This is a genomic window from Pseudoalteromonas sp. MER144-MNA-CIBAN-0113, assembly GCF_040308965.1.
Lineage (GTDB): Bacteria > Pseudomonadota > Gammaproteobacteria > Enterobacterales > Alteromonadaceae > Pseudoalteromonas > Pseudoalteromonas tetraodonis.
Map to the genome: position 1 here is coordinate 1 of NZ_JBEOOG010000021.1, position 25,784 is coordinate 25,784.

Annotated in this window: 27 protein-coding genes; 5 read left to right on the forward strand and 22 right to left on the reverse strand. The window is 40.5% G+C overall.

Annotated features, from left to right (window positions below):
• Positions 1-80 precede the first annotated feature (80 nt).
• The 3 genes from AAEY57_RS07550 to bioH all read right to left on the reverse strand — a co-directional run bounded on the left by AAEY57_RS07550 (position 81) and on the right by bioH (position 2,083).
• Positions 81-938, reverse strand: coding sequence for a putative metalloprotease CJM1_0395 family protein (locus AAEY57_RS07550; protein WP_350607260.1), 858 nt, complete (start codon positions 936-938; stop codon positions 81-83).
• Positions 939-944: 6 nt separating this feature from the next.
• Positions 945-1,253: a hypothetical protein gene (locus AAEY57_RS07555; RefSeq protein ID WP_350607262.1), complete on the reverse strand. Its 309-nt coding sequence runs from the start codon at positions 1,251-1,253 to the stop codon at positions 945-947.
• Positions 1,254-1,345: 92 nt separating this feature from the next.
• Positions 1,346-2,083 (reverse strand): pimeloyl-ACP methyl ester esterase BioH, encoded by a 738-nt coding sequence (bioH, locus tag AAEY57_RS07560; RefSeq protein WP_350607264.1) that lies wholly within the window; start codon positions 2,081-2,083, stop codon positions 1,346-1,348.
• A 74-nt stretch (positions 2,084-2,157) separates the two neighbouring features.
• Between bioH and AAEY57_RS07565 the strand changes: the two genes are divergently transcribed.
• A complete protein-coding gene (locus tag AAEY57_RS07565) occupies positions 2,158-2,835 on the forward strand; it encodes a ComF family protein (RefSeq protein ID WP_350607266.1) in 678 nt (225 codons plus the stop codon).
• 2 nt (positions 2,836-2,837) lie between these two features.
• On the opposite strand, the gene AAEY57_RS07570 is transcribed toward AAEY57_RS07565, so the two are convergent.
• Entirely contained in the window at positions 2,838-5,387 is a 2,550-nt protein-coding gene (locus AAEY57_RS07570; protein WP_350607268.1) for a M14 metallopeptidase family protein, read from the reverse strand.
• A gap of 146 nt (positions 5,388-5,533) precedes the next feature.
• Between AAEY57_RS07570 and nfuA the strand changes: the two genes are divergently transcribed.
• Positions 5,534-6,109, forward strand: coding sequence for a Fe-S biogenesis protein NfuA (gene nfuA, locus AAEY57_RS07575; RefSeq protein ID WP_013466120.1), 576 nt, complete (start codon positions 5,534-5,536; stop codon positions 6,107-6,109).
• Between the two features lie 13 nt (positions 6,110-6,122).
• The gene (locus AAEY57_RS07580; protein ID WP_350607270.1) at positions 6,123-6,392 is read left to right on the forward strand and encodes a hypothetical protein; all 270 of its coding nucleotides are present in this window, start codon (positions 6,123-6,125) and stop codon (positions 6,390-6,392) included.
• Between the two features lie 4 nt (positions 6,393-6,396).
• On the opposite strand, the gene dinF is transcribed toward AAEY57_RS07580, so the two are convergent.
• Positions 6,397-7,731, reverse strand: coding sequence for an MATE family efflux transporter DinF (dinF, locus tag AAEY57_RS07585; protein WP_076916068.1), 1,335 nt, complete (start codon positions 7,729-7,731; stop codon positions 6,397-6,399).
• Between dinF and AAEY57_RS07590 the strand changes: the two genes are divergently transcribed.
• The gene (locus tag AAEY57_RS07590; RefSeq protein ID WP_350607272.1) at positions 7,711-8,736 is read left to right on the forward strand and encodes a polysaccharide deacetylase family protein; all 1,026 of its coding nucleotides are present in this window, start codon (positions 7,711-7,713) and stop codon (positions 8,734-8,736) included. The genes dinF and AAEY57_RS07590 overlap by 21 nt on opposite strands.
• A gap of 3 nt (positions 8,737-8,739) precedes the next feature.
• Here AAEY57_RS07590 and AAEY57_RS07595 read toward each other — a convergent pair whose 3' ends face one another.
• From AAEY57_RS07595 to AAEY57_RS07655, 13 genes are all read right to left on the reverse strand, one after another.
• Positions 8,740-9,771, reverse strand: coding sequence for a protein-glutamate methylesterase/protein-glutamine glutaminase (locus tag AAEY57_RS07595; RefSeq protein WP_350607274.1), 1,032 nt, complete (start codon positions 9,769-9,771; stop codon positions 8,740-8,742).
• 8 nt (positions 9,772-9,779) lie between these two features.
• Positions 9,780-10,397, reverse strand: coding sequence for a chemoreceptor glutamine deamidase CheD (gene cheD / locus AAEY57_RS07600; protein ID WP_138764172.1), 618 nt, complete (start codon positions 10,395-10,397; stop codon positions 9,780-9,782).
• Positions 10,381-11,211, reverse strand: a complete 831-nt coding sequence (locus AAEY57_RS07605) for a CheR family methyltransferase (RefSeq protein ID WP_138764173.1) — start codon at positions 11,209-11,211, stop codon at positions 10,381-10,383. The genes cheD and AAEY57_RS07605 overlap by 17 nt, the downstream gene beginning before the upstream one ends.
• Before the next feature lie 69 nt (positions 11,212-11,280).
• Entirely contained in the window at positions 11,281-13,980 is a 2,700-nt protein-coding gene (locus AAEY57_RS07610; RefSeq protein WP_350607278.1) for a methyl-accepting chemotaxis protein, read from the reverse strand.
• Between the two features lie 48 nt (positions 13,981-14,028).
• Positions 14,029-14,514 (reverse strand): chemotaxis protein CheW, encoded by a 486-nt coding sequence (locus AAEY57_RS07615; protein ID WP_013466129.1) that lies wholly within the window; start codon positions 14,512-14,514, stop codon positions 14,029-14,031.
• Positions 14,496-16,571 (reverse strand): chemotaxis protein CheA, encoded by a 2,076-nt coding sequence (locus AAEY57_RS07620; protein ID WP_013466130.1) that lies wholly within the window; start codon positions 16,569-16,571, stop codon positions 14,496-14,498. The genes AAEY57_RS07615 and AAEY57_RS07620 overlap by 19 nt, the downstream gene beginning before the upstream one ends.
• Before the next feature lie 14 nt (positions 16,572-16,585).
• Positions 16,586-16,948: a response regulator gene (locus AAEY57_RS07625; protein ID WP_013466131.1), complete on the reverse strand. Its 363-nt coding sequence runs from the start codon at positions 16,946-16,948 to the stop codon at positions 16,586-16,588.
• An 8-nt stretch (positions 16,949-16,956) separates the two neighbouring features.
• A complete protein-coding gene (locus tag AAEY57_RS07630) occupies positions 16,957-17,229 on the reverse strand; it encodes an STAS domain-containing protein (protein WP_024602184.1) in 273 nt (90 codons plus the stop codon).
• Between the two features lie 163 nt (positions 17,230-17,392).
• The gene (locus tag AAEY57_RS07635) at positions 17,393-18,010 is read right to left on the reverse strand and encodes an SCO family protein (protein WP_028834830.1); all 618 of its coding nucleotides are present in this window, start codon (positions 18,008-18,010) and stop codon (positions 17,393-17,395) included.
• Positions 18,007-18,936, reverse strand: coding sequence for a heme o synthase (gene cyoE, locus AAEY57_RS07640; RefSeq protein ID WP_013466134.1), 930 nt, complete (start codon positions 18,934-18,936; stop codon positions 18,007-18,009). The genes AAEY57_RS07635 and cyoE overlap by 4 nt, the downstream gene beginning before the upstream one ends.
• A 12-nt stretch (positions 18,937-18,948) precedes the next feature.
• Positions 18,949-19,938 carry a COX15/CtaA family protein gene (locus tag AAEY57_RS07645; protein WP_024602181.1) on the reverse strand — a complete coding sequence of 330 codons (990 nt, stop codon included), beginning with the start codon at positions 19,936-19,938 and terminating at the stop codon, positions 18,949-18,951.
• A 12-nt stretch (positions 19,939-19,950) separates the two neighbouring features.
• On the reverse strand, positions 19,951-20,445 hold the full coding sequence (locus tag AAEY57_RS07650) for a hypothetical protein (protein ID WP_013466136.1): 495 nt from the start codon (positions 20,443-20,445) through the stop codon (positions 19,951-19,953).
• Positions 20,435-21,175 (reverse strand): SURF1 family protein, encoded by a 741-nt coding sequence (locus tag AAEY57_RS07655; protein WP_013466137.1) that lies wholly within the window; start codon positions 21,173-21,175, stop codon positions 20,435-20,437. Before AAEY57_RS07655 ends, AAEY57_RS07650 begins: the two co-directional genes overlap by 11 nt.
• A 14-nt stretch (positions 21,176-21,189) precedes the next feature.
• On the opposite strand from AAEY57_RS07655, the gene AAEY57_RS07660 reads away from it, so the two are divergent.
• Positions 21,190-21,498 (forward strand): DUF2909 family protein, encoded by a 309-nt coding sequence (locus AAEY57_RS07660; protein ID WP_081745118.1) that lies wholly within the window; start codon positions 21,190-21,192, stop codon positions 21,496-21,498.
• Here AAEY57_RS07660 and AAEY57_RS07665 read toward each other — a convergent pair.
• From AAEY57_RS07665 to coxB, 4 genes are read right to left on the reverse strand one after another with little or no spacing between them, the layout of a single operon-like run.
• Positions 21,401-22,276, reverse strand: a complete 876-nt coding sequence (locus AAEY57_RS07665; protein ID WP_028834829.1) for a cytochrome c oxidase subunit 3 — start codon at positions 22,274-22,276, stop codon at positions 21,401-21,403. The two genes, AAEY57_RS07660 and AAEY57_RS07665, sit on opposite strands and share 98 nt — an antisense overlap.
• A 35-nt stretch (positions 22,277-22,311) precedes the next feature.
• The gene (locus AAEY57_RS07670; RefSeq protein ID WP_013466139.1) at positions 22,312-22,842 is read right to left on the reverse strand and encodes a cytochrome c oxidase assembly protein; all 531 of its coding nucleotides are present in this window, start codon (positions 22,840-22,842) and stop codon (positions 22,312-22,314) included.
• The gene (ctaD, locus tag AAEY57_RS07675) at positions 22,842-24,434 is read right to left on the reverse strand and encodes a cytochrome c oxidase subunit I (protein WP_028834828.1); all 1,593 of its coding nucleotides are present in this window, start codon (positions 24,432-24,434) and stop codon (positions 22,842-22,844) included. The genes AAEY57_RS07670 and ctaD overlap by 1 nt, the downstream gene beginning before the upstream one ends.
• The gene (gene coxB, locus AAEY57_RS07680; RefSeq protein WP_013466140.1) at positions 24,434-25,576 is read right to left on the reverse strand and encodes a cytochrome c oxidase subunit II; all 1,143 of its coding nucleotides are present in this window, start codon (positions 25,574-25,576) and stop codon (positions 24,434-24,436) included. The genes ctaD and coxB overlap by 1 nt, the downstream gene beginning before the upstream one ends.
• Between the last annotated feature and the right edge of the window lie 208 nt (positions 25,577-25,784).

Consider the following 25,784-nt stretch of genomic DNA (forward strand, 5'->3'; position numbering starts at 1 on the left):
TGGTCGAATGATCGGATCATGGAACGAGCATTTAGTTCCTTTAAATTAGTAATTTCTTATCCGAAGCTCAGGTTAATCAGCTAAATTTGCGCTGAAAATTCGCTCTGAATCGCGGGGGATGTGGCCAGTTGATAAAAGCTAGCAATGCGTCCTGCACGCGCTTCAACTTCAATATCACGCGATTGTTCTTCGTTTTTAGCGGTTTTTACTTCTGAACTTTCACTATTAGAAAACGAGGCACTGATTCTGCTTTTATCTTCGCTGCTGTCTTCGTCATCAGCTGAAGCTAACTCAGCTTGTGCGGCAGCCATTTTCTGTGTGGCGTCTGCCGCAATCGCTCTGTCGGCACCTGAGGGTTCTGCTGGCGCTAGTGCAGCAGCACGTACCGTTTGCATTTTATCGATGGTTGCTTGCGGATCGCCATTGATAACCCCAACATCAATCGGTACTTCACCACCTACGGCATAATTAGTGCCATCGGGGCCTCTTTGGTATTCGTAACTGGGTGAACCGGCATATTGTCCACCAACAGCGGCATGCGCTTGCTCGTGGGTTCGAACTTCGGTATCGCGAGCTTTTAGCTCTTTAATTTGTTGCTGTTCTTGCTCAAGTTGAAGCTCTTCTTGCTCACTAACTTCTTCGGCAGCTTGCTGTTTTTCTTGCTCGGCATCATCTTGATCACTATCAGCATTGCCTTCGCGTTGTTCAATAGTTTTGTTGTCTGCAATTTTGCCGCTTGCAGTATAAGTTGAACTATCGCTGTTACCAGGTAGTTTGGCTTTTTCTGCATCACTTTGAGCTTTGTTTTCAGTACTACCGGCGGTGTTTGCAGCGGCTGGGGGAATGACTTCACGTAACTGATTGTCACGCCGAGCAGTCTCCGTATAAACATTTGCAGTGTTTATATTGATAGACGGAAACGGCGTGACGATATTCATGAGGAATTACACTTTAATATCAACTAAAGTGCCTAGTACATCATCTGCAGTTTGAATTGATTGCGTGTTAGCCTTGGCATTAAACTCTTCAACTTTTAAGTTTACTAATACATCATCAATTCGTGCAGGTTGAGATACCGGCGCGGTTACGGCTTCTTCAGGGCGAGCAGCCGTTAATTGACGTTGCTGCGCTAATTGAGAATCATCTTGCTGCTCTATGCTGGCACGGTTAATCTCAGCGCTGGCCTTTTCAATACCTTGGCTGGCTCTATTAAACCCTTCAACACCGCTATTAAATACAGATCCAATCGGCATAATAATAAACCTCCACCAAATAAATATTGTTTAATTATCGCTCAAAAATCACGCAAAATAAAGCTTTAAACCGCTGTATTCATGGCTTTGCTTCAAAGCATTGATTTAACGGCAGATAAAAATTCGTTTTTATGAGAAATAAATGGCGCATGGGATGCTTTGTCTATCACTTCGTACTCAAAGCCAGAATTAAGTGCGACCATTTTTTCAATTGCTCGATAAGGAACGAGAGAGTCTAAACGCCCAAAAATTCCACTAATCGCGACGGGACAGTGAGAAAATAATTCACGTAAGTCTTCACTTTGCAGTATATCTAACCCCGCACTTAATGCTTGGTTACTCGGCGGCGGTGACTGACTCAATAGTTGTTTTAGCTGTTTTACATCATCTCGCGCCGACTCACTGCCCATCGCTTGAATCGCCAAAAAGCGATCTATCGTTTTTGAACGCTCTTGCAATAGCTGTTCTTTAAACTGTGTGAGCACTTTAGGTTTAATACCTTCCCAGGGCAATTGCTCTACAAAAAAAGGAGTGGAGGCAACTAAAATAACTTTTGACACTTTTTCTGGCCAATGTTTGGCAATATAAATGGCAAACAAACCGCCTAAAGACCATCCCATCAAAACAGATTGTGGTTTTAATTGCTGACTCACCAGCTGAGCTGCATCATGTAAAGTATACGGTTCCAAAGAGACATCATGATCACCATAACCGGGTAAATCCAAACAACGCACTTTACCTGAATATAAAAACTCTAATTCTGGTTTTATTAACTGCCACACACCTCGGCTCATTCCCCAACCATGTAACAACACACATTCATTTTGCATATTTGCCTAACCTTAACCAAACTTAAATCTATGATAGCGTTTTAGGGGGAGTTTGTAATGAGGAGAATCAGCGAATGAAACTTAGCCTAACTGATTGGCTGTTTCCCTCGTATTGCGTGTTGTGTCAGAATCAGATACACAGCTCACTGGGACTATGTCAGTTTTGTTTAGATGACTTGCCATTGCTAGATTTGGCCGAGCATAACAATTTATTTTACCGCCCTGATATTGTAGAAATGTTTCCTAACTGCAACTTTGAAAAGCTGTTTGCCTGTGCTTTTTACCAGCCCCCTTTTGATTTATGGTTAAAGCAGCTTAAATTTAATAATCAAATCCATTATAAAAAAGCACTACAGCAAGTCATCAAAAAACAACTTACTATTTTTACTAATAAACAGCATTTAGCTGCTGCTGTATTTATTATTTTACCTTTGCACAAGTCGCGTTTTTTTAGTCGAGGATTTAATCAGGTTACCCAAGTATGGCAGCCTTGTTTGTCATCCTTTAAGGTCTTGAATAATGTTTTAATACGCAATAAAAACACCTCGGCACAGTCACAACTGAGCAAAACAAAGCGGATAAAAAATTTACAGCAGGCTTTTTCATGTACTACCAATTTAGAGGGTAAAACGGTGGTCATTATTGATGATATTATGACCACAGGTGCAACACTCAATGCAGCCACCTTGTCGCTAAAAGAAGCGGGCGCTAAACAAGTCTGGGCATTTACGACCTGTTTAACGCCACTTTAGATTTAGTTACCACTGACGCGAAAGGTATGACCGAAAAATAAAGCGTTACTTAATAATCGGCTGGTACCATACCAGTAACCTCTAAATACAGGGTTGTCTGTCATCGCAATCACACTACCTCGACCATAAGAGTGAGCCATTAGCGCAGCACCGCCGGCCACTTGCTCTACATTAACTGCATCAGTAAAACCAGCAAGTAACGGCTGTTGTGTATAGGTGAGTATATTTACAAACGGCGCTTGCGAGGCTTCAAGTAACCAAGTACTGTTTTTAAATACTGGCAGAGTGTCACGCTTAAATGAAAACGTCAGTGGGTGCGTAGTATCTACATCAGTATTAAATATAGCGCCTGCAATACGCTGGCGACCCGCTAGATGGTCTTTGTCTGCATATTTTAAACCTTGAGTATCAAATGCGCAGGCAACATCTTTACGTGATAAGTAGTTTGCTTTTAATAACTGCTGATCAGCTAAGAACTTTGCCCCGCCTTTATGACCCCAAATAACGCCGCCTTTTCTCACCCAGCTTTTAATTGCCACTTTGTCGGTATCAGATAACGTCGAATAATCGCCATGCGCCAAAACAATATGGCTGTAATTACTGAGCTCTAAAGACGCTAAACGGTTCATTTCAACAATGGTAGGCGCTACGCCTACAAAGCGATCTAGGTAATACCACACTTCACCTGCTTCATATTGGCTAACCCCTTTACCGCCAACCAATAACACCTTAGGCGCAGAAACAACCGCCATAGAGCGCGAGCCTAAGTCGGCACCTTTACTGGTTAAGCCTGTGGTAATTGGCTTAATTTCAATATCAAATTGGCTTTGTGCTTGATTTAGCTTTGCCACCCAATCAGTCTCTGTTTGCAGTCCTGCAGGGATAATAATACTGCCAGCATCAAAATTTATCTCATTACTCGTTGATGTTGCGGTTAATGGTTTTAATGCAACACGTGCTTTAATACCTTGCTGTAACAGACTATTGAGCATTTTTGGGGCAAGCATGTCGTCCCAAGCAAATCCGTAGGCATAGTTTTTAGTTAGCGGCGTTAAAACAGGCTGTTTTGCTTTTTGCCAAGCCGTAGTATCAACCTCTAATCCCCAGCGGCTGTTTACTTTAGCAAATGGTAAATTAAACGCATGCGCTAATGTCCAACCTGATACATCGTAAAAAGTGTTATCGGCAAAGTTTTGCTGTTCACTAAAAATAGCTTTAACTAATCGGTATTGTGGTTGCGCAAGCGGCACAAAATAGCTATTAGCGGTAAAGTTTTTACCTTCAGCTTTTAGTCCCTCTTTAACTGGATAAGCATTAATTTGGTGCTGTTTAAGTATGCTTAAAAAATCGTTAGTACGTGTTTTGTCTTCCCCACCTTGAACAATATAACCTTGATAGTCTTCATCTTTGGCAAGCTCAACCGCTTTGTTATAAAAGTTAGCCTGATACTCAAGTAAAGCTTGGCGGTTATCAATCGCCGCTTTAAACGTTGATAAGCTCGTTAAAAGTTGGTTTTTAATCGTAAACGCAAAAGTTAGCGGGCCATTGATCGTTTCTTGAATATGGCCACGAGAACTTGCTTGTTCAAATAAAATACCGACACCACCATTTACATCAGGGTAAGTTGAACCTTTGCCATAATAAAAGTCATCAAAGCTTTCTTCTGTAAAATACAGTGCGTTGTTTTCATCTAAAGTTTTTGCATGATAATTTGCAATTGCTTTGGTTAAGCTCACATTTTCTTCAGGGGTAATGGGGTGTTTACGACTTGGGATCCCTGGTTGAAAAAAGTAGCTACTGTTTGGTCCCATTTCATGAAAGTCAGTTAAAATATTAGGTTTCCAATAATGAAACTTGGCTATACGCGCTCGCGACTCAGGGTGCTGCAGTAAAAGCCAATCACGATTTAAATCAAACCAGTAATGATTGGTACGGCTACTTGGCCAGCTCTCTACATGCTCACGCGTTTGCGGATCTGACGATAAGTTCATTCCACGATTACTATTAGCCCAATTAGCAAAACGTGCTAAGCCGTCTGGGTTAAGCGACGGGTCGAGTAAAATCACAGTGTTGTTAAGTAGCTCATTTATTTCATCACCTTGCGCGGCTGCTAAATAATAAGCCACTAGCAAGGCAGCATTACTCCCTGACGATTCGTTACCATGAACGCTATAACCCATCCACACAACGCTTGGCTGCTCTGCTAATTTATTGTTTGAGTTATTTAGGCGAGCTAAGTGTGCTTGGCGAGTTTGTTCTATATTTTTTAGTTTGTTAGCTGCGGTAATAGTGAGCATAACTAGTGGGCGCTGCTCGTGGGTACGGCCTATTACTTCAAAATTAATTCGATCGCTTTTTTGAGCCAAAATTTCCATATAGCGTACAAGCTGATCATGCCTTACATGCCATTCACCCACTTGATAACCAAGTACTTTTTCAGGTGTTGGAATGCTGGGATCAAATTCAACCTGTTGCTCAAAATAATACGACAGGGGCTTTGCCACACTTGAAAAACTGGCTAGTATCACCACTACTGTTAATATAAACCGCATATAAATCACTCTAAAAATGTTTGTTAATTGCACGCTACCATTGCTTAAAATAGATGCCAACTTTTTACGTTCAACACTAGCCGCAACACGATGAGCGGAGTATGATATGCAGTATCCGAGTAATTTAGTCAAGTATAGACGGTTTTATGATTTCAATTTCCGAAACAGCGCAAGCGCATTTTGCTAAGCTATTAGCAGATCAATCTCAACAAACGAATATTCGTGTGTTTGTTGTTAATCCTGGTACATCACAAGCTGAATGTGGTGTTTCTTATTGTCCAGAAGACGCGGTAGAAGAGAGCGATATTCGTCTAAACTTTAACGGTTTTGACGCTGTTGTTGATGCCGAAAGCGCGCCTTTTTTAGCCGAAGCTGAAATTGATTTTGTTACTGACAAAATGGGCACGCAGCTAACTCTAAAAGCGCCTAATGCTAAAGCACGTAAGCTAGGTGAAGACGCAAGCCTAAATGAACGCGTTCAACACATGTTAGAAACAGAAGTTAACCCACAACTTGCAAATCATGGCGGCCAAGTAAGCTTAGTAGAGATCACCGCTGCTGGTATTGCTGTACTTCAATTTGGTGGTGGTTGTAATGGTTGCTCTATGATTGATGTCACACTAAAAGAAGGCATTGAAAAAGAAATGATTGCTAAGTTTGATGAGATCACCGGTGTGGCTGACATAACCGATCACGAAGCTGGCGAGCACTCTTATTACTAAGTATTAATCCACTATGCTAAAGCCACTCATTTACCGCTTAGGGAGCGACCCTAAGTTGAGTCTAAAGCGCTTTTTTCGCGGCCTAGCACTGTTTGTGCTGGCCGTGATGTTTATCACTTTGGGTTATTACAGTCATTATAGTTTACAAGTAATTGGCATAGTAATTTTAGCGCCGGCATTGTTTTTTGCATTCTGGGGCTACGCGGGTATTTTTGCCAATCGTTTTTCGCAAGTATTGAAAAACATCCCTGCCAAAAATAACGACCCCGATCTGTGGAAATAACGGTTTAATCAAGTAATTGATTATTAGTTTTTAGCTGCTGATATTTAATTATAAGTGTTACACCCCGCATTAGCATAAAGCAACTCATTGCCAACCATAAGCCATTATTTTGCCATTCCTTAAATAGCCAAAACACCCCAAAAAAACCTATTGTCGCCGATAACAGCATACTATTTCGCATTGCTTTAGCACGTGTTAAACCAACGAATATACCATCAAACAAAAAACAACTCATCGCTAAAATTGGCAGCACAATTACCCACGGTAAGTAATGAGTAGCTTCTTCAATAACCTCAGGTACATTAGTCAACAGCTTTATAATAGAGCTGCCAAATAATATAAAAAATACACTATACAAAATGCCAAACAACATGCCCCAAAATACGCTTATTTTTACCCATAGCCTTATCTTTTCAACACTTTGTTGACCTTTCGCTTGGCCTACTTTTGCCTCGCTCGCATAAGCAATTCCATCAAGTGCAAAGCTGACCAACATTAAAAAGTTGAGTAGTACCGCATTGGCTGCCAATGTAGTTTCACCTATACGTGCAGCATAAAAGGTCATAAAGCTAAAACATAACTGCAATACTAAAGAGCGAATAAAAATATCGCGATTTAAACTTAATAATCCTGCCATTTTTTCTATGCTAAACCAATTTGCAACCGCTAAACTTATGCCCTGTTTTTTAGCTAGCTGAACCACTAACAGCAAAGCAAAAATTAAAGCCGTGTAATCCGCTATTAATGATGCCCAAGCCGCCCCTGCAACCGCCCAATCAAGATAAACTACAAAATAAATGTCGAGTACAATATTGGTAATATTAGTGACTAACAATAAATAAAATGGCCCTCGCCCATAATGAACGCCGAGCATCCAGCCTAATAATACTAAGTTACATAGCGCTGCTGGGGCGCTAAAAATACGAATACTAAAATACCGATAGGCCTCATTGAGCACATCACTATTGGCAGCAGATAAATACGCAATGGCATGTTTTATAAGGGGGGATAATAAAATCAGAATTAGAGCTACGCTGCTGGCCAATAACAAACTGCGCTTAAGTAAAGCTGCAAGCTGAGTTAAATCATTTTTACCGTAAGCCTGTGCCACCAGCCCAGTGGTGCTCATTCTTAAAAAACCAGCAAGCCAAAATAAAATGGAGATCACGGTAGAACCTAAGGCAATTCCCGCTAAATAATGCGCACTCCCCAGGTGACCAATCACTGCCGTATCAACAATTCCTAACAACGGCACAGTAATATTTGATAATATCATTGGACCGGCTAACAACAACAAGCTTTTATGGTGTGCTTTATTATGTATAAGAAATTGTTTCATTTAGTATTATTGTTCCTGATTTGTGGTTCTTTACGTGCGCAAGCAGCTGTTATTCTACAGTATCATCACGTCAGTGAAACCCTTCCCGCGGTGACCAGTGTAAGCGCCAACACTTTTACTAAACACTTAAATTATTTAAAAGAGCATAACTTTAACGTTATTCCATTAAACGAGCTGATTAGCGCATTAAAACAAGGTAAGGCTTTAGACGATAAAACGCTCGCGATTACTTTTGATGATGGATACAACAATAACTACGAACAAGCTGCGCCTATTCTTGAGAAATTTGGCTATCCGTACACTATTTTTGTAAACCCAAAATTCATTGATGAACAAGCGGGTTATGTGATGGGATGGGATAAGCTCAGAGAGCTTGCAAAAAAAGGCGCCCTTATTGCCAACCATAGTGCCGAGCATAACTATCTGCATAAAAAGCGCGAAAATGAAACACAAAGCCAATGGCGTGAACGCACTAAAAACGACATTCTTAGTTCACAGCAGCGTATTAAAGAAGAAATAGGCCATGATTATAAATACCTTGCCTATCCATACGGAGAGTTTAACAATCAGCTACAAGCTCTCGTTACTGAACTAGGCTTTATTGGCATTGGTCAGCACTCTGGTGCAGTTAATCAACATTCTAATTTTAGCCGTTTACCACGTTTTCCCGCATCTGGTTTTTATAGCACATTAGATACTTTAATTACCAAGCTCAATTCAACTGCTTTTACTATTAATAAACTAACCTATAAAGATAGTGTAACCACACAAAATCCACCGTCGTTAACTATAAATCTAGAGACTGATGACTTTCATAAAAGCCAATTTGCCTGTTATGTATCAAGCATTGGACAAGCTAATTTAAATTGGTTAAACGATAATACGGTTGAGGTGACCTCGCCAAAGCAGCTTAATAAAGGCCGCTCTCGCTTTAACTGCACCGCCCCATCAATAAAAAAAGCAGGCAGTTATTATTGGTTTTCACAGCCTTGGGTGATCAATTAAATTCTATTTTTTAATCACTTGATTTAATAACCGCTGGGTCATTTTATCCAGCGGTACGACCTCATTTGCAGCCCCGATATCAATAGCAGCCTTGGGCATTCCCCATACCACAGACGAAAACTCATCTTGTGCCAATGTATAAGCCCCTTGTTGTTTTAACGCCAGTAAACCTTTCGCGCCATCACTTCCCATACCGGTTAATAGTGTGGCAACAATATACTTAGCACCAATTTCAAGTAATGAGTTAAACAGTACATCTACTGCGGGCTTATGCCTATTTACAGGTTCACCATCATCAAGCTGACAATATAATGCACTACCTTGTTTGCTAATGCGTAAATGTAGCCCGCCGGGAGCTATATAAGCGCATCCTGCTACCAGCTTATCGCCTTGTTGTGCCTCTTTTACGTTAATGGTACAAGTGCGCTGCATTCGCTCTGCAAATGAGGTACTAAATACAGGAGGAATATGCTGCGTTATTACAATGGGTGGGCAGTTTTTTGGCATGCGTATAAGTACTTCTTTTATCGCCTCCGTGCCTCCGGTTGACGCACCAATCGCAATCACTTTATTTACTAAAAATTCGGCATTAGTGGGGATAGGTTCTGCTACAGCACTATTTTTTTTATAGCCTCGAACCCGTGCACTGGCTGCCACTCTGACTTTTTGCTGAACAATATCAGCATATTGACTCATTTGCTCCTTAACGTTAACTGTTGGCTTAGCAATAAAGTCAACTGCACCAATCTCAAGCGCTTCAAGCGTAATGGGTGAACCTTTTTGTGTGAGTGTAGAAATCATCACAACCGGCATAGGACGTAAGCGCATCAGGTTTTTTAAAAAAATAATGCCGTCCATTTTTGGCATTTCAACATCCAACGTTAGTACATCCGGATTATATTTTTTGATCATCTCTCGGGCTTCGTATGGGTCTTGTGCACCCCCTACTACCACAATATCTTTTGCCTGTTGCAGTATCTCTGTCAGCAATTGTCTGATCAGTGCCGAGTCATCAATTATTAATACTTTAATCATAGCCATCCTTAAAACAGCTCTATATCAGTGGCTTTTGTTTGTTGTTCAAGATTATGTAAGTAACGCACTTCACGTTTTTCAATCGTATCATTGTGTAAGTTACGTAGCTTTTTAACTTGTACTTTTCCATTATGAGGATTAAAAAATATTTTTCGTGGCCAAGGCCCGCCCATATCATGCGCCACTAAATTTAGCGCTTCTTCTGCTATATATGCATTGGCAAAACTGATATTGCCAATACCAATATCTGTCATGGCGCTAATTATTTTGCCTCCCCCAAACAGTTTTACTTTTAAGTTTGCCCGGGATGCGCCATTTTTAAGCACTTCATTAATTAAATATTCCATAGCCCAATTACCGTAACGACAACTTAAACTATGCGCTTGCTCAATTCGCTCACCTTTTTGAATTGGTAGCATAAAGTGGTTAATCCCGCCTATGCCTAGCTTATCGTCGTAAACACAGGCAGCAATACACGATCCTAGTACGGTGGTGATTAGCTCATCATTTTTAGAAACATAAAACTCACCTGGTAATACCTTAGCGACCACACGATCTCGCGAGGCGTCCCAATAGCGTTTAATATGCTCAAAACCCGCTAATACTGGCTTAAATTGCATGTGCATGGGCTACTTTTTGATACATGGTTTTCCCTAAGTTTTTAAATAAAACATGCTCTTTACCCATGGTTTCTGAATGCCCTAAAAATAAATAACCTTGGTCATTAAGAATATCGGCATAATGGTTAAAAAGCTGATCCTTTGTCTCTTTATCAAAGTAAATCACTACATTTCGGCACAAAATCAAGTCGAACGGGCCTTTCATTGGCCAGTCTTGTAATAAGTTTAAACGCTTAAATGAAATACATTGCTGCAGCTTAGGTTTAACCTTATAACTTTGCCCATCTTTACTGGTTAAAAACCAGCGTTTTAGTAAAGCATCATCAAGACCATTTACGTTCGCTGCGGTATAAATACCACTTTGCGCCTTCGCCAGTACATTAGAGTCAAGATCAGTGGCTAATATCTTCACATCCCAATCACTTGGAAAAGCTCCTTGCAGCGTCATTGCTAAACTATAGGGCTCTTCACCGGTAGAGCAGCCTGCAGACCAAATTCGAACGCGCTTAGTCTGTTTATTTGTCTTTAACAGGGTTGGTATTAACTGATCTTTTATAAACTCAAAATGATGCATTTCACGAAAAAAAGAGGTTAGATTAGTGGTAATGGCATTGATAAATGCATCAAACTCCTGATCTTTATGATTTTTTAAGTAATCGAGGTAGCTTGAAAAGTTTGTTAATTTTCGCTCACGAATTCGTCTTGCCAAGCGTGAGTAGACCATCTCTCGCTTATGCTCTCCTAGTACAATACCGCAGGCGTTATAAACTAAATGAGCCACTTCCTTAAAATCACTATCCGTTAATAAAAACTCTTTCATTATTTGCTCTCATTTAAAAATAAAGCGAGGTTCACGCATACATTGCAGGTGAACCTAACTAAAGTGAGTTTAAAACTCCTCCCACTCTTCAGCCGAGTCTACAAAATTTTCACCTTTGCTTTTATTACTAACGAAGCTATTTTGTTGCTGATGAGATATTTCAGGTGTGCGAATAACAGGCGATACCACTGCCATATCTTGCTGGCCTAATGAGAAAAAGTGCAGTAAACGGCGCATTTCATTTGCTTGTTCCGCCATTGATTCACCTGCAGCCGATGCTTGTTCAACTAATGCCGCATTTTGCTGGGTCATTTCATCCATTTGCGATACAGCTTTATTTACTTGCTCAATACCTGCACTTTGCTCTTCAGAGGCTTGGGTAATATCGGCTATCATTTGTGTTACGCGTTTCACCGATACCACAATCTCTTGTAACGTCACACCTGACTCATTCACAAGCGCGCTACCGTCAGCAACTTTGCCAACACTGTCTCTAATTAGCTCTTTAATTTCTTTCGCTGCCCCTGCCGAGCGCTGCGCTAAGTTACGTACTTCACCTGCAACAACCGCAAAACCTCGGCCTTGCTCACCGGCTCTAGCAGCCTCTACGGCAGCATTAAGTGCAAGCAAATTGGTTTGGAATGCTATTTCGTCTATCACTCCAATGATGTCGGCAATTTTCTTACTCGATTCATTAATCGCAGACATGCTGGTTACCGCTTTATTAACCACTTCTCCACCCTGAATCGCCTTATCACAGGTTTCTTCAGCTAAGTCATTTGCCACTTTGGCATTATCGGCGTTTTGGCGAACCGTACTGGTCATTTCTTCCATGCTAGAGGCTGTTTCCTCTAACGATGACGCTTGCTCTTCTGTGCGCTGGCTTAAATCAGCATTGCCTTGTGAAATTTCTTCAGCCCCACTGGCCACCAAAGTGGCTGATGTATTAATTCGGTTAATAACCTCAGTTAGTTTATCTGCTGTCGCATTTGCATCTGTTTTCAGTTTTTCAAACGAGCCTTGGTATTCTTTTTCAATCCGTTTAGATAAATCACCAGTGGCCATGGCATCGAGCATATTGCCAGTATCAGTTACCGCATCGTCAACCACTTTAACTAAACTATTAAGACCCTGAGCTAAACGTAAGAAAAAGCCATCTTTACCTTGCTCAGCTACTCGTGCATTTAAATCACCTTTGCTTGCTGCGCCGACTAATTGAGCAATTTCTTTTTCAATAGCAACTTCTGCGGTTCTGTCTTCCCACTCAACTACCGTCCCAATACGCTCATTGTCTGTGGTGATTATAGGGTTTGCCACTAAACCAAAGGTTCTGCCGCCCACTTTAATTTCGGTGCTGTAGGTATCCGTTAACTTAGCCAACATATTTTGCTGATGGGCTGGATTTTTATGAAATATATCAATACTTTGATTAAGTAAGTTTTTGCTATCAAAGTTAGGTAAGTCAGTGCGTATATCATTTTGCGCAACACTCATCATATTTCTCACTGCGCTATTCATATACACAATGACATTCGAGGCATCAGCAATCATGGTATTGGTTGCCACGGTATCTAATGCTTGGCGAACACGTAAGTTTTCTTGCGCTCTAGCACGTTCAGCATCCGCTTTAGACACCTCATCAGTAATATCTTGCCATTCAACAATAGTACCTAAGCACTTGCCATCTTGATTTGTCCAAGGAGAAGCAATGATGTCAAAAATAAGACCAGCCAAATTCAACGTAGTTTTATAAGGAGCATCTAAGTTTTTTAGTCGCTCTTGCTGATTAGCTAGTTCCTGATGAAACTCATCAACACGGATATCCATTAACCCAGCGACTGAAAAACTAGGTAAAACAGTTTGCAACTCTTTTTCACGTGCTTTAAACATTTGCTTGATGCAGTCATTCACAAAAATAATGTTTAAATTTTTATCAGCAATCATCACACTTGCTTGGCATACTTTTAATGCGTTAGCCAAGTCGGCCGCTTTTTTAGAGGTTTTTTCTAGCTCTTTTTGCGCTGTGATATCGGTGGCGTACTTAATCACTTTAAATGGCTTACCATTCATATCGTAAATAGGATTATAAGAGGCATATATCCAAATTTCCTCGCCTTGTTTACCTATTCTTAAATACTCACCACTGTCATACTCGCCACGCCCAAGTTTATCCCAAAACGCTTGATATTCTTGGCTATTTGCATATTCAGAAGTAACAAACAATCTATGATGCTGCCCTTGTATTTCATTTGCCTGATAACCAAATGTTTTTAAAAAATTATCATTAGCGCCAATAATGGTTCCATCTAAATTAAACTCAATAACCGCTTGTGACTTACTGATTGCGGTAATTTGGCCTGCAGCTTCAACCGCTTTTAACTTTTGCTCAGTAATGTCTGTTGCAAATTTAACGACTTTAAGTACTTGCCCTTGCGAGTCTATAACAGGATTGTATGTTGCTTGGATCCAGACTTCTTTGCCATGTTTTCCAATACGCTTAAATTCATCTGAAATAAATTCACCCGCGTTCAAACGCTGCCAAAATTGACGATATTCATCACTTTGCGTTTCGCTAGGGCTAACAAATAAAGTATGGTGCTGGCCTTGAATCTCAGCAAGTGAATAGTCCATTACACGAAGAAAATTAACATTGGCAGTAATAATTCTTCCATTAGGCTCAAATTCAATTATTGCTAATGATTTATGCAATGCATTTATGATCAAATCATTGCTTGATTTAGACTGTTTTGAATTACTAAACCATCCCATGCTTATCACCACCTTTAAGTTATTTGCTTTATTTAGTTACTATTACCGCTAAATATTCATGGTTGCCTGCAAGTTAATTAGCGCGACCATTTTATCGCCCACATTCACTAGTCCTGCGACATATTCACTTTCATTTGTTTGGGTTAAACTCGGCACTGCTTTAGCGTCTTGCTCAGCAATACTGTAAACATCCGCTACGGCGTCTACCGTGATCCCCATCACTTTACTTTCTTGCTCAAACTCAACTTTTACAATAATGACTACCGTTAACGGTCCATATTCAATGGTGGGTAAACCAAAGCGCAATCGTAAATCAATAATTGGCACAATGGTGCCGCGTAAATTAATCACGCCTTTTACGTACTCAGGGGCATTTGGCAGTGCGGTTATATCTTCCCAGCTACGAATTTCTTGCACCGTTAATATATCTACTCCGTACTCTTCTTCAGCCATAATAAAGGTGAGAAACTGCTTAATGCCCTCTTTGCGCTGTAGTTCAATATTGCTATTTAATGCTATTGATTCAGAGAACATGAATCCTCCAAGATGGTCGATGGCTCAATACTCAATGCTTGGCTACCTGGCTTTTTTAACCCTGAAAGCTTTATCAAGCCGCTAATATCTAAAATTAACGAAACACGCCCATCACCTAAAATCGTTGCCCCCGACACACCATCCACTTTGTGGTAATTAGCCTCTAAGCTTTTTATAACCACCTGCTGTTGTGAAAGTAAATCGTCGACAAGTAACCCTACTTTTTGATTATCGTTTTCCACGACAACTAGTAAGGTTTTATCTAACGATTCAATGGCATTTTGGTGATTAAAAATGTCGTATAAACGTAAAATAGGAATGTATTCATCACGTAATCTGAGTACATCTAGGTCTTTACCAACACGGCTTACTTTTGCAATATCAATTTGCAACGATTCTACAATCGAGATCAGTGGAATAATGTAAGTATGCTTGGCTACTTTGACTAATTGCCCATCTAAAATAGCTAAAGTGAGCGGTAGCCGAATAGTAAAAGTAGAACCAATTCCAGCAGCAGATGTCACTTCTACCGAGCCATTTAATGATTGAATATTACGCTTAACCACATCCATACCCACACCACGGCCAGATAAGTCACTGACCTCATCAGCGGTAGAAAATCCTGGCATAAAAATGAGTTCGTTAATTTCATCATCTGTTAGCTCACTGTCAGCGGCGATCACTTCATTGGTAATCGCTTTTTCTTTGATCTTTTGAGTGTTAAGACCTTGGCCATCATCCATAATTTCAATGACGATATTGCCGCCCTGATGAAAGGCATTTAATGTAACCTTACCCACAGGATCTTTTCCTGCTGCAATACGTTTTTCTACCGTTTCAATACCATGATCCAATGAGTTTCTTACTAAATGCACCATAGGATCGGATATTTTTTCCATAACGGTTTTATCTAATTCTGTTTGTTCTCCTATCAGCTTTAACTCCACCTCTTTATTAAGCTTTTGGGCAATATCACGTACTAAACGTGGAAAACGACTGAACACAAAGTTAATTGGCAGCATGCGAATACGCATCACGTTTTCTTGTAAGTCGCGGGTGTTATGCGCTAATTGCGCAAGCCCCTCTTGAAGCGAGGTCACCGTGGTAGGCGTCATTTCTTGTTCGCTAAGCTGATTTAGCATCGCTTGGGTAATGACCAACTCTCCAACCATATTAATCAGTGAGTCGACCTTATCAATGCCAACACGAATGGAAGTTGACTCAGGCGCTGCTTTTGCACTGGTTGGTGCTTTTGGTTTATTGGTTTTGGGTTCAACAACCGTTTTTGGTGTTTCAATAACAGGTTCGTTGACCACTGCAGCTTCTGCTGCTTTACCATCATTAAATAAGCCACCGCAAAGCTCAATTTTAATATCGGCATCGTCCTCAACCCACTCAAAAATTTCTCTAATTGCTTGATCGTCACGGTCAGTGTTTAAGAAAAATCGCCAATATAAAAAGCATTCATCGGTCGTTAAATCTTTAATATCAGGTATGACATCTGTAAACGCTTGTACTTCCAATTCACCAAGTTCAGCTAATTCACTGATCATAAACAGCGGTTCGTTACCCGTTTTAAACAAATGAAAATGCGGTTTAAAATCAATTTGATAAGTATTAATAATGACCTGTTCAACACTGGCTTCTGCCACTACGGCTTCACTTTCAGGCATGCCAAGTAATCTTTCAAACTGCTCTCGTAATGAGTCAGCTTGGCTTAAATCAGGCTCTTCCTGTACTTTAAGCGAATGCAACAAGGCTCTTAAACAATCTACTGATTTAAGTAATAAGTTAATATGTTCACTGCTTATATTTCGCTGACCTTCACGTATTTGATCCAGTAATGTTTCTAGAACATGAGTGAAGTTTGCGATTGAATTAAACCCAAAGGTAGCACTGCCTCCTTTAATAGAATGGGCAGCCCTAAAAATAGTATTAATGGTTTCTAAGTCTTCTTCGCCCGGCACTAAGTTGAGTAATTCAGTCTCCATAACATCGAGGCCTTCAAAACTCTCTTCAAAGAACACTTCAAAAAACTGGCTTAAATCAATACTCACAGTGCACTCCTAGGTTAGCGGATTACTTTTTTTAGCACGGCTAATAGTTGATCTGGATTGAAGGGCTTTACAATCCACCCTGTTGCCCCAGCAGCTTTCCCTTCTACCTTTTTATCCATACCCGATTCTGTGGTTAACATAAGTAGCGGTGTAAACTTGTAATTCGGAAGCCCTCTTAACTCTCTAATAAGCGTGATCCCATCCATAACAGGCATATTTACATCAGAAATAACTGCATCAAAACCTTGCTGCTTGGCAATCGCTAATGCCTCACTACCGTCTTTGGCTTCGGTAACATCAAACCCTGCTGTTTTTAACGTAAAACTCACCATTTGACGCATTGATGCAGAATCATCTACAGCTAATATTCTTTTCATATAGACCTCTAATTAGTACTTTCTGGTGCTAGGTATTCACTTAAACCGAGTTGATCAATGGCATTGGTTAATGCATCACTACTGCCAACCCAGGCAATTTTTTGATTAATAGTAAGGAGATGTTTTTGTAGGGCACATAAAAGTTGAACCGAGGCCGTATCAGCAGACATTACATCGCTAATATCTAAGCAAATATCTCGGCTATTATTAAGTTCGCTTAATAAATCTTGATGTAAAACTTCAACATGAACAATTGAAAGTTCGTTTGGTAGTTTAAGCATTTTTTAAGCTTTTCCTTATCAACTCAATCCATAACAAAAGCTTAGACCGAGATAATGAAAACGCCATAAAAACGACTAAAAAATAACTAATTAATTAAAAACCGTTAATAAAAAACGCGAAAAGGGGCATAAAGCCCCTTTAAAATCGTAAAACCTTTAAAAGCTAGTTTTTGTAGTATTCGGCTATTTTAATAAATTCTGCGGTTAATTTTGTAGTATTAACCAAAGGCACATCTCCTTGTTTAAATTCAGGCTTAAAAATAGCTCTTAGTGCGCCACTGCCATCAACAAGGGCAACAGATGCACTATGATCCACCGCATAGTCGGATTCATTACTATCACTAATTGCGTAAATTAATCCAAGCTCGCGGACAAATGGAAATAAGTCTTTATGTTCACCTGATACAGCTAAAAAATCTGGATTAAAGTAATCTATGTACTCTTTACGTTTTTGAGCAATATCACGTTTAGGATCAACAGATATAAACCATACTTGTAGTGGATACTCAGCCTGCAAATTTTTATAGGCATTGTTGAGCTTAGCTAGCGTCATCGGGCAAATATCAGGGCAACTTGTGTAACCTAAAAACACTAAATTCCACTGGCCTAAAAACTGCTGTTTGGTTACTAACTTCCCTTGTTGATCACTCAACGAAAAGTCAGATAACGGTTTTGCGGTTTCATAAACTAACGCATCAAGATCTTGTAAATTTTTTTTATCACTACAGGCCGATAAAAAGAGTACTGAAAAAACAACTAAACCACACCATAACTGCTTCATATAACTAGCCATTTATCTATAAATAAGATGATAAATAGTATCATCAAATGAATAATCGAAAAACGAAATAAATCCATCGCAGTGTCTTCTTTGGCGGCAAACTTTAAGTTAATTGCTTTGTATATAAATACAATATTGAGAAGACATGCCCCGCTTAGATAAATAAGCCCTGACATGCCAATCAAATAAGGAAACACACATACAATGGCGAGTAATACCGAATATGCAAGCACGCATGTTTTACAAAAATCGATACCATGGGTGACCGGTAACATGGGGATTTTAGCCCGCTCATAATCACTTTTACGCGCGATGGCGAGCGCCCAAAAATGAGGTGGGGTCCAGGTAAATATAATCATCACCAGCAACCAAGGGGCTGCCGCCATTTGATTTGTTTCAGACACCCAACCGAGTAATGGAGGCATTGCACCGGCTAATCCCCCTATAACTATATTTTGTGGTGTGGCACGTTTTAAAAATGACGTATAAATAAACGCATAACCAACAAGTGCAAATAAGGTCAGTATGGCTGTGAGCGTATTTGCCCACAACATCAGCATAATAAAGCCCGCAACGCCAATCACAGCAGCAAAGCTCAGTGCATGTAATTTACTTAAACGCCCTTTAGCAACAGGGCGATGGCGGGTGCGTGCCATTTTGCTATCAATTTCGCTATCAACCACATGATTGATGACTGCGGCGGCCGCAGAGAGTAATCCAATCCCTAATAAACTGATGAACTGAACCCCAACACCTCTGCCAACATCAGGGGCTAGCGCTAAGCCAACCCATGCTGTTAACACTAGCATAGCCACTACTTTAAATTTACTTATTGCCAAATAATCTTGGATTAAGTGGTAACTTTTAGTCAATAACGATGCGCTGTAAACGGGCTGCATTGCTTTTTTATTAATTGTAAGTGCCATAATCATTCCCCTCTAAGTACGTACTTTTAGGTAATAACATAACCTAACCATAGTTAATAACAGTATGGCAGCCATTAAGTTATGCGCCAGTGCCACGCCTAACGGAAAATGAAAATGCACCACGGCTAACCCTAAAGCTATCTGGCAGAATAACGCCACTAACACACTCACCGTACAGCTTTTAATTTTTTGCGAATAGGCATGACTGTATATACGCCACATCACCAAGGCTAAAACAATGCAAGTAACTAAGGCCCATATTCGATGCAGTAAATGAATAGACATACGCGCCTGTTGCGACAACACACCAAATTCATAATTACTGTGCTCAAGGGGGAGCTGAAAGACACTACTGAATGAAAAAGGCTGAGCGTAACTACACAGCGGTAAGCCATTACAATGTGGAGCCGCATAATTAGCCGCTAACCAACCACCAAGGGCGATTTGTAAAATCAGTACCGTTAATGCCACGAGGCTTAATTTAAAGTGAGGTTTTGCGCCCGCATCACCACCCGTAATAGGTTGGCTGGTCAGACGCAAATACAATAGCGTTAATAACGCTAAAATACTAAATCCTCCGAGCAAATGCCCCATAACTATAAGCGGCTGTAGGTTCATAGTAACCGTCCACATACCTAATGCGGCCTGAAAAATAACAAGCAGCAGCAATATCATAGGCAACCTTACAGGCGTGGTTGGGTACTGACGCTTTAGAAAAGCTAAAATAAACAACACTAAAATTAATACCCCAAGCGTGCCTGCAAAGTAGCGATGGATCATTTCTTTCCATGCTTTTGCTTTTTCAAATATCATATCGGGATAACTTTGAATCGCTTGTGCAATCTCTGCTTCGTGTTTAGGCACGGTTAAAAAGCCATAACAACCAGGCCAATCGGGACAACCAAGCCCTGCGTCACTTAAACGCGTGTATGCGCCCAGAGCCACCACAATTAATGCGAATAAACTCGTTGCTAATACCAAATTTTTATAGTTTTTATACATAGCATCCTCTACTTAGCTCGAACGAGAGTAATTGAGTAATTTTTTTAGATCTTTTAATAACCCTTTTTGGATCAAACGGTTTTCTTGTGGTTGAGAACTAAATGGATACTCCAGTACAATTAGCCCCATATGATCGATTAAATACAAACTGGCAGGTTTTAACTGCTGTTGCTCATCAATAACATGCCAACGCGTTGTAACTAGCTCAGGCTGTCCCATAATAGCCATATCAACTTTGTGTTGGTTTTTGCCAAGGGCAACATATAAATTGTCTAAAGCGGCTAATTGCTCTGTGCAAGACGCTTTGCATTGTGCTGAATAATTTAAAGCGATGGTCCATTGCTTAGGATTATGCTGCGCCCAATTGTCTAGCTTAATTTCACGCTCTAAAAATTCACCATGGTTAGTAATTGCTGTAGGTAGCCAATCAAGTTTTAACGCGCTGTAAGCCAGCACTAAGGGAATAGCGCAGCACACAGCAAAGAGTAACAGGGGTTTATTTTTCATTATCTATCCTCTTCCTGCTTGCAAAAATAGCGACCACCACACAGGCAACCGCAATTAAAAACCACTGTACTGAGTAGGCATAATGTTTTTCTGGACTCATAACAACGGCTTCATAATGAGGGGCAGCAATTTCATCAGCTTGACCTTGGCGGTAAGCCATAAAATTCACTAAAGGGCGATTAGATTGGCTACTCAATGCTTGTAAATCAATGATTTGAATTCGTTTGGCTAAATCCGACTGAGTATTGTTATTGGCTAAGGTAAAGCCACTTAAATTATCTTCTTTAATTTGTGCCGTTAACGTAAATTTACCACTAGGTATTGTTACGTTTGGTAGGATTTCTCTTGAACGTTCTGCTTTTACCCAGCCTAAGTTCACTAACAAAAAGCGTGATTCATCAGACAGTTTTAATAATGCCAGTAAGTCGTAACCAACCTGACCATTATAGATTTGATTATCAAGCAACCAATAATTATTAGTGTCAAAATAACCATTTAACGAAACCAATACACCGGTTTTGTTCCACTCTTTTGGCAGCTGTTGTAACTCTGCCCAGCTCATTACGCCATGTTGTTGTATATTTTCAATGGCACTAAGCTGCTGTTGCTTTTGTTCTGCTCGCTGTAATTGCCAAAACCCTAGTCGCACACAAACCAATACCACAATAACAACCAAGCAAATTGTTATTATTGAGCTAAGCTTTTGTTTGTTAAATACAACTAACTGCATAAGGGTATAATCCAGTGATTATTAAAATTATTATTGTTCTACTGTTATTATTTATATTATTTAATTTATTTCGTGCTTTATTAATTATGGTGTCAGGGAAAACCAATGGACGCCCTATGTCTCACTTTTTAGGGCGTCGGGTGTTATTTTCTGTTGTGGTATTAGTGATGGTGATTGCCGCACTAAAACTTGGTTTTATTAAGGCAAATCAGTCTCCCTTAATCACTAAAGCACATACACAAATACAAACAAACACAGCCAAACAACATCAACAAAATGCCAGTACCAAGCTGCAGCTTGAAAGGCAAAGTGCTTATCTTTAGTGAAATGTCCTTTCATAATGCGTAAAAACACCACCAATAAAATAATTGTTCCTAAGGTGACGTGCATGCCGTGAAAGCCGGTTAACAAAAAGAAGGTATTGCCATAAATGCCCGCATCAAGGGTTAAGTTAAGATCGTTATAAGCATATATATACTCTTCTACCTGCAGCCCTAAAAAGCACACTCCGAGTAAAATGGTCGCTCCCAAGCATACTTTGAGTGGGGTACGTTTATTATTTTCCATCGCCACATGGGCAAAATGTAAAGTTACCGACGAGGCCAGCAAAATAAGGGTGTTGATAAGCGGCAACCCTTGCCAGCCCATCGCTTGGGTCGAAGTGCCTCCTGGGGTATTTAGCAATGGCCACATGGCTTCAAACGTCGGCCACAATACTTCATTTGTCATGGCGTTGTTATCCGCACCTCCAAGCCAAGGCACAGAAAACATGCGAGCATAAAAAAGCGCCCCAAAAAATGCCATGAAGAACATCACTTCTGAAAAAATAAACCAGCTCATACCTTGCCTAAAAGAACGGTCCATTTGTGCAGAATAAAGCCCTTGATCAGACTCGTGTATGACATTTTTAAACCAGCTAAACAGCATGTAAAGGAGTACAGCTATACCTACGTATAACAAGTAAACGCCATTACCACCCTCTTTGCCCATATCCATTACGGTTAAGGCTGCGCCTACCGCAATAAAAAATAACGCAACTGCCCCAACTATTGGCCATGGACTTTGCTCTGGTACATAATAATGTTCATATTTTTGATTCATTTTATTTGCTCCTAGTTTTTCACTAGTTTTATAAGCTAGTTATTACTGGCTACTAGCCGCTCGCTAATATCAAATACGGTATAAGACAGGGTTAACTCTTCTACATCACTGGGTAATTCAGTATCTACATAAAACAATAATGTAAACTCCAGCTCTTCACCTGCCTTTAACGGTTGCTGATCAAAGCAAAAACACGCTATTTTGTGTAAATACTTGGCCGCTTTTCCTGGTGCTACCGACGGTATAGCCTGCATTACTTTATCTTCATTACTGTTATTTTTAGCGCTAAACTTAACTTCACGCATAGCCCCAGGCTTTACATCTACACTGTACTCTTTAGATTTAACTTCAAAAGGCGCACCACTTTGCGCATGCGTAGTGAAACTAACGCTGACTTCTCTATTTTCAGTGACCAAGGTACTTTGCTGTGCCTGCTCTAACGAGGGCTTACCATTAAGCCCCGTTATATCGCAAAACACGTCATACAAAGGGACCATGGCAAATGCAAATGCAAACATTGCAATGCAAATCACCACCAGCTTTTTTAATAACGGCAAGTGAGTCATTATTTAATGTCCGGCGGCGTTGAGAACGTATGATAAGGCGCAGGTGAATCAACTTCCCATTCAAGCCCCTCAGCTCCATCCCAAACTTTTGCAGGCACTTTGTCGCCCCCTTTTGCACATTTATACACAACCACCACAAATAATAATTGCGATAAACCAAAGGCAAACCCACCTATACTAATAATGGCGTTAAAATCAGCAAACTGTAGCGCATAATCTGGAATACGGCGTGGCATACCGGCTAACCCCACAAAATGCATTGGGAAAAACAGCACATTTACACTTATTAACGACAACCAAAAATGCCATTTTGCTAAGGTAATATTGAACATGTTTCCGGTCCATTTTGGCAGCCAATAATAAGCCCCCGCCATAATAGAAAACACCGCGCCCGTTACGAGTACATAATGAAAGTGTGCAACCACAAAATAGGTATCATGATATTGGAAATCGGCAGGTGTAATCGCTAGCATCAACCCCGAAAAACCACCTAAAGTAAACAACACAATAAATGCGATACTAAACAGCATTGGCACTTCAAAGCTAATAGACCCGCGCCACATAGTCGCTACCCAGTTAAATACTTTTACGCCGGTAGGTACCGATATCAGCATAGTCGCGTACATAAAAAACAACTCACCCGCCACGGGCATACCAGTGGTAAACATATGATGCGCCCACACAATAAAGCTCAACAAGGCAATGGAGGAGGTGGCATACACCATAGAGGCATAACCAAATAGTTTTTTACGTGAAAAGGTGGGAACAATCGTAGAAATAATGCCAAAGGCAGGCAAAATCATAATATAAACTTCAGGGTGACCAAAAAACCAAAAAATATGTTGGAACATCACCGGATCGCCACCACCAGCGGCATCAAAGAAACTGGTCGCGAAGTATTTATCGGTGAGCACCATAGTAACTGCACCAGCAAGTACCGGCATAACTGCAATAAGTAAAAACGCCGTGATCAACCATGTCCACACAAATAACGGCAGCTTCATCCACGTCATACCCGGAGCACGCATATTTACTATGGTGACCACCACATTAATGGCCCCCATAATCGAACTAATACCCATAATATGCACAGCAAATACAAACATTGCTGTGTTGTCGTTACTATAAGTGGTGGAAAGCGGCGCGTAAAAGGTCCAACCAAATGCAGGGCCACCACCAGGCATAAATAATGAAGCTAATAGGATTAAAAACGCAAACGGTAAAATCCAAAAGCTCCAGTTATTCATTCTCGGTAAGGCCATATCTGGCGCACCAATCATTAGCGGGATCATCCAGTTTGCCAAGCCGGTAAAGGCTGGCATAACCGCACCAAACACCATTATTAAACCATGCACTGTGGTCATTTGATTAAAAAAGTGAGGATCAACCAGTTGTAGGCCCGGCTGAAATAACTCAGCTCGAATAACCATCGCCATTGCCCCACCAATTAAAAACATGGTGAGTGAAAAAATTAAATATAAGCTACCTATATCTTTATGGTTGGTTGTAAATAACCAGCGCTTAAAGCCTGTGGCAGGTTGATGGGCATGATGAGCCTCATTGGTATTAGGTTGTTCTGCAATGCTACTCATTATTTAGCCTCCCCATCAGCATCCAGTGCCGCTTGTATCTCGCTCGGTTGAATTACATCACCAGTGTCATTACCCCACGCGTTGCGTTTATAGGTAATAACAGCTGCTATTTGCTTGATTGATAATTGCTTTGCGAAAGACTGCATAGCCGTACCTGGTTTACCGTGGAGCAAAATATCTATATGCCCTTTGATATCACCTATGACTATTGGGCTGCCTTTAAGAGCCGGAAAAACACCCGGCAAGCCTAATCCTGTTGGCTGATGGCACGCCGCGCAGCTCGCCATATAAACCTGCTCACCAAGCGCCATCAGCTCTTCTTTTGGTACAACTTGGTCTAATAACGCAGCGTCTGCTGCAGCTGCTTTTTGCTTGGCTTGTTTAGCCTCTGCTAACCACGTTTTGAAGTCTTCTTCTGTTTTAGCTTCTACCACAACAGGCATAAAACCATGATCTTTACCGCAAAGCTCTGCACACTGCCCACGGTAAGTACCAACCTCATTAATATTGGTCCATGTTTCATTAATAAACCCAGGGTTTGCATCTTTTTTAACGGCAAAGTCAGGCACCCACCATGAGTGAATAACATCATCTGAAGTCATTAAAAAACGTACTTTTTGATTAATTGGTAGTACCAGCGGTTTATCGACCTCGAGTAAATAATTCGGGTTTTTATCAGCAAGGTTGGTTATTTCATTTTGAGGTGTAGCTAGCATGGAATAAAACTCAACGTCCTCCCCCATATACTCGTAATGCCACTTCCACTGTGAGCCTGTAATTTTAATGGTGAGATCAGCTTTGCTGGCATCCTCCATGGCAATTAAGGTTTTAGTCGCAGGAATGGCCATAACAATTAATATGACAAAAGGGATCGCAGTCCACAGTATTTCTACTTTGGTGCTTTCATGGAATTGGGCAGGGACAGCCCCTTTAGATTTGCGATGATGAATGAGTGCCCAAAACATAATGGCAAACACGATCACCCCAATCACACAACATATTAAAAAAATAGTCATGTGCAGTTGGTATACATTATTACTTATATCGGTTACGCCTTTACGCATATTATATTGGCTATTAGCAAGCACATTCTGCGAAAAAACAAACAATATAAGCCACAAGGAAGAACTCAGCTTACCCATGTGACGGCTCCTTTGATGCTATTGCTGACGCAAAGCGAAGAGGCATACGGCTTAAACGCCTATTCGTTATTTTTATTTTTTATAAGGGTGCTGGATTTAGTAAATGTGTGTTCTCAAAACGACTAAGCTGTGAGTTATTTTTATTCCAGCTCTTTAATAACTAGTTAAAAAATAAACAATAAGCAAGGTGAGTATGAAAAATAAACAA

What these genes read in the sequence shown, in the direction of transcription:
- coxB (WP_013466140.1), bottom strand. Translation starts at nt 25,576, where the DNA reads ATGGGTAAGCTGAGTTCTTCCTTGTGGCTTATATTGTTTGTTTTTTCG.
- AAEY57_RS07605 (WP_138764173.1), bottom strand. Translation starts at nt 11,211, where the DNA reads ATGAAAGAGTTTTTATTAACGGATAGTGATTTTAAGGAAGTGGCTCAT.
- AAEY57_RS07610 (WP_350607278.1), bottom strand. Translation starts at nt 13,980, where the DNA reads ATGGGATGGTTTAGTAATTCAAAACAGTCTAAATCAAGCAATGATTTG.
- bioH (WP_350607264.1), bottom strand. Translation starts at nt 2,083, where the DNA reads ATGCAAAATGAATGTGTGTTGTTACATGGTTGGGGAATGAGCCGAGGT.
- dinF (WP_076916068.1), bottom strand. Translation starts at nt 7,731, where the DNA reads ATGAAACAATTTCTTATACATAATAAAGCACACCATAAAAGCTTGTTG.
- AAEY57_RS07565 (WP_350607266.1), top strand. Translation starts at nt 2,158, where the DNA reads ATGAAACTTAGCCTAACTGATTGGCTGTTTCCCTCGTATTGCGTGTTG.
- nfuA (WP_013466120.1), top strand. Translation starts at nt 5,534, where the DNA reads ATGATTTCAATTTCCGAAACAGCGCAAGCGCATTTTGCTAAGCTATTA.
- AAEY57_RS07635 (WP_028834830.1), bottom strand. Translation starts at nt 18,010, where the DNA reads ATGAAGCAGTTATGGTGTGGTTTAGTTGTTTTTTCAGTACTCTTTTTA.
- AAEY57_RS07580 (WP_350607270.1), top strand. Translation starts at nt 6,123, where the DNA reads ATGCTAAAGCCACTCATTTACCGCTTAGGGAGCGACCCTAAGTTGAGT.
- AAEY57_RS07590 (WP_350607272.1), top strand. Translation starts at nt 7,711, where the DNA reads ATGTATAAGAAATTGTTTCATTTAGTATTATTGTTCCTGATTTGTGGT.
- AAEY57_RS07650 (WP_013466136.1), bottom strand. Translation starts at nt 20,445, where the DNA reads ATGAAAAATAAACCCCTGTTACTCTTTGCTGTGTGCTGCGCTATTCCC.
- AAEY57_RS07595 (WP_350607274.1), bottom strand. Translation starts at nt 9,771, where the DNA reads ATGATTAAAGTATTAATAATTGATGACTCGGCACTGATCAGACAATTG.
- AAEY57_RS07670 (WP_013466139.1), bottom strand. Translation starts at nt 22,842, where the DNA reads ATGACTCACTTGCCGTTATTAAAAAAGCTGGTGGTGATTTGCATTGCA.
- cheD (WP_138764172.1), bottom strand. Translation starts at nt 10,397, where the DNA reads ATGCACATGCAATTTAAGCCAGTATTAGCGGGTTTTGAGCATATTAAA.
- AAEY57_RS07630 (WP_024602184.1), bottom strand. Translation starts at nt 17,229, where the DNA reads ATGCTTAAACTACCAAACGAACTTTCAATTGTTCATGTTGAAGTTTTA.
- AAEY57_RS07625 (WP_013466131.1), bottom strand. Translation starts at nt 16,948, where the DNA reads ATGAAAAGAATATTAGCTGTAGATGATTCTGCATCAATGCGTCAAATG.
- AAEY57_RS07665 (WP_028834829.1), bottom strand. Translation starts at nt 22,276, where the DNA reads ATGAATCAAAAATATGAACATTATTATGTACCAGAGCAAAGTCCATGG.
- AAEY57_RS07615 (WP_013466129.1), bottom strand. Translation starts at nt 14,514, where the DNA reads ATGTTCTCTGAATCAATAGCATTAAATAGCAATATTGAACTACAGCGC.
- cyoE (WP_013466134.1), bottom strand. Translation starts at nt 18,936, where the DNA reads ATGGCACTTACAATTAATAAAAAAGCAATGCAGCCCGTTTACAGCGCA.
- AAEY57_RS07570 (WP_350607268.1), bottom strand. Translation starts at nt 5,387, where the DNA reads ATGCGGTTTATATTAACAGTAGTGGTGATACTAGCCAGTTTTTCAAGT.
- AAEY57_RS07550 (WP_350607260.1), bottom strand. Translation starts at nt 938, where the DNA reads ATGAATATCGTCACGCCGTTTCCGTCTATCAATATAAACACTGCAAAT.
- AAEY57_RS07645 (WP_024602181.1), bottom strand. Translation starts at nt 19,938, where the DNA reads ATGTATAAAAACTATAAAAATTTGGTATTAGCAACGAGTTTATTCGCA.
- ctaD (WP_028834828.1), bottom strand. Translation starts at nt 24,434, where the DNA reads ATGAGTAGCATTGCAGAACAACCTAATACCAATGAGGCTCATCATGCC.
- AAEY57_RS07655 (WP_013466137.1), bottom strand. Translation starts at nt 21,175, where the DNA reads ATGCAGTTAGTTGTATTTAACAAACAAAAGCTTAGCTCAATAATAACA.
- AAEY57_RS07555 (WP_350607262.1), bottom strand. Translation starts at nt 1,253, where the DNA reads ATGCCGATTGGATCTGTATTTAATAGCGGTGTTGAAGGGTTTAATAGA.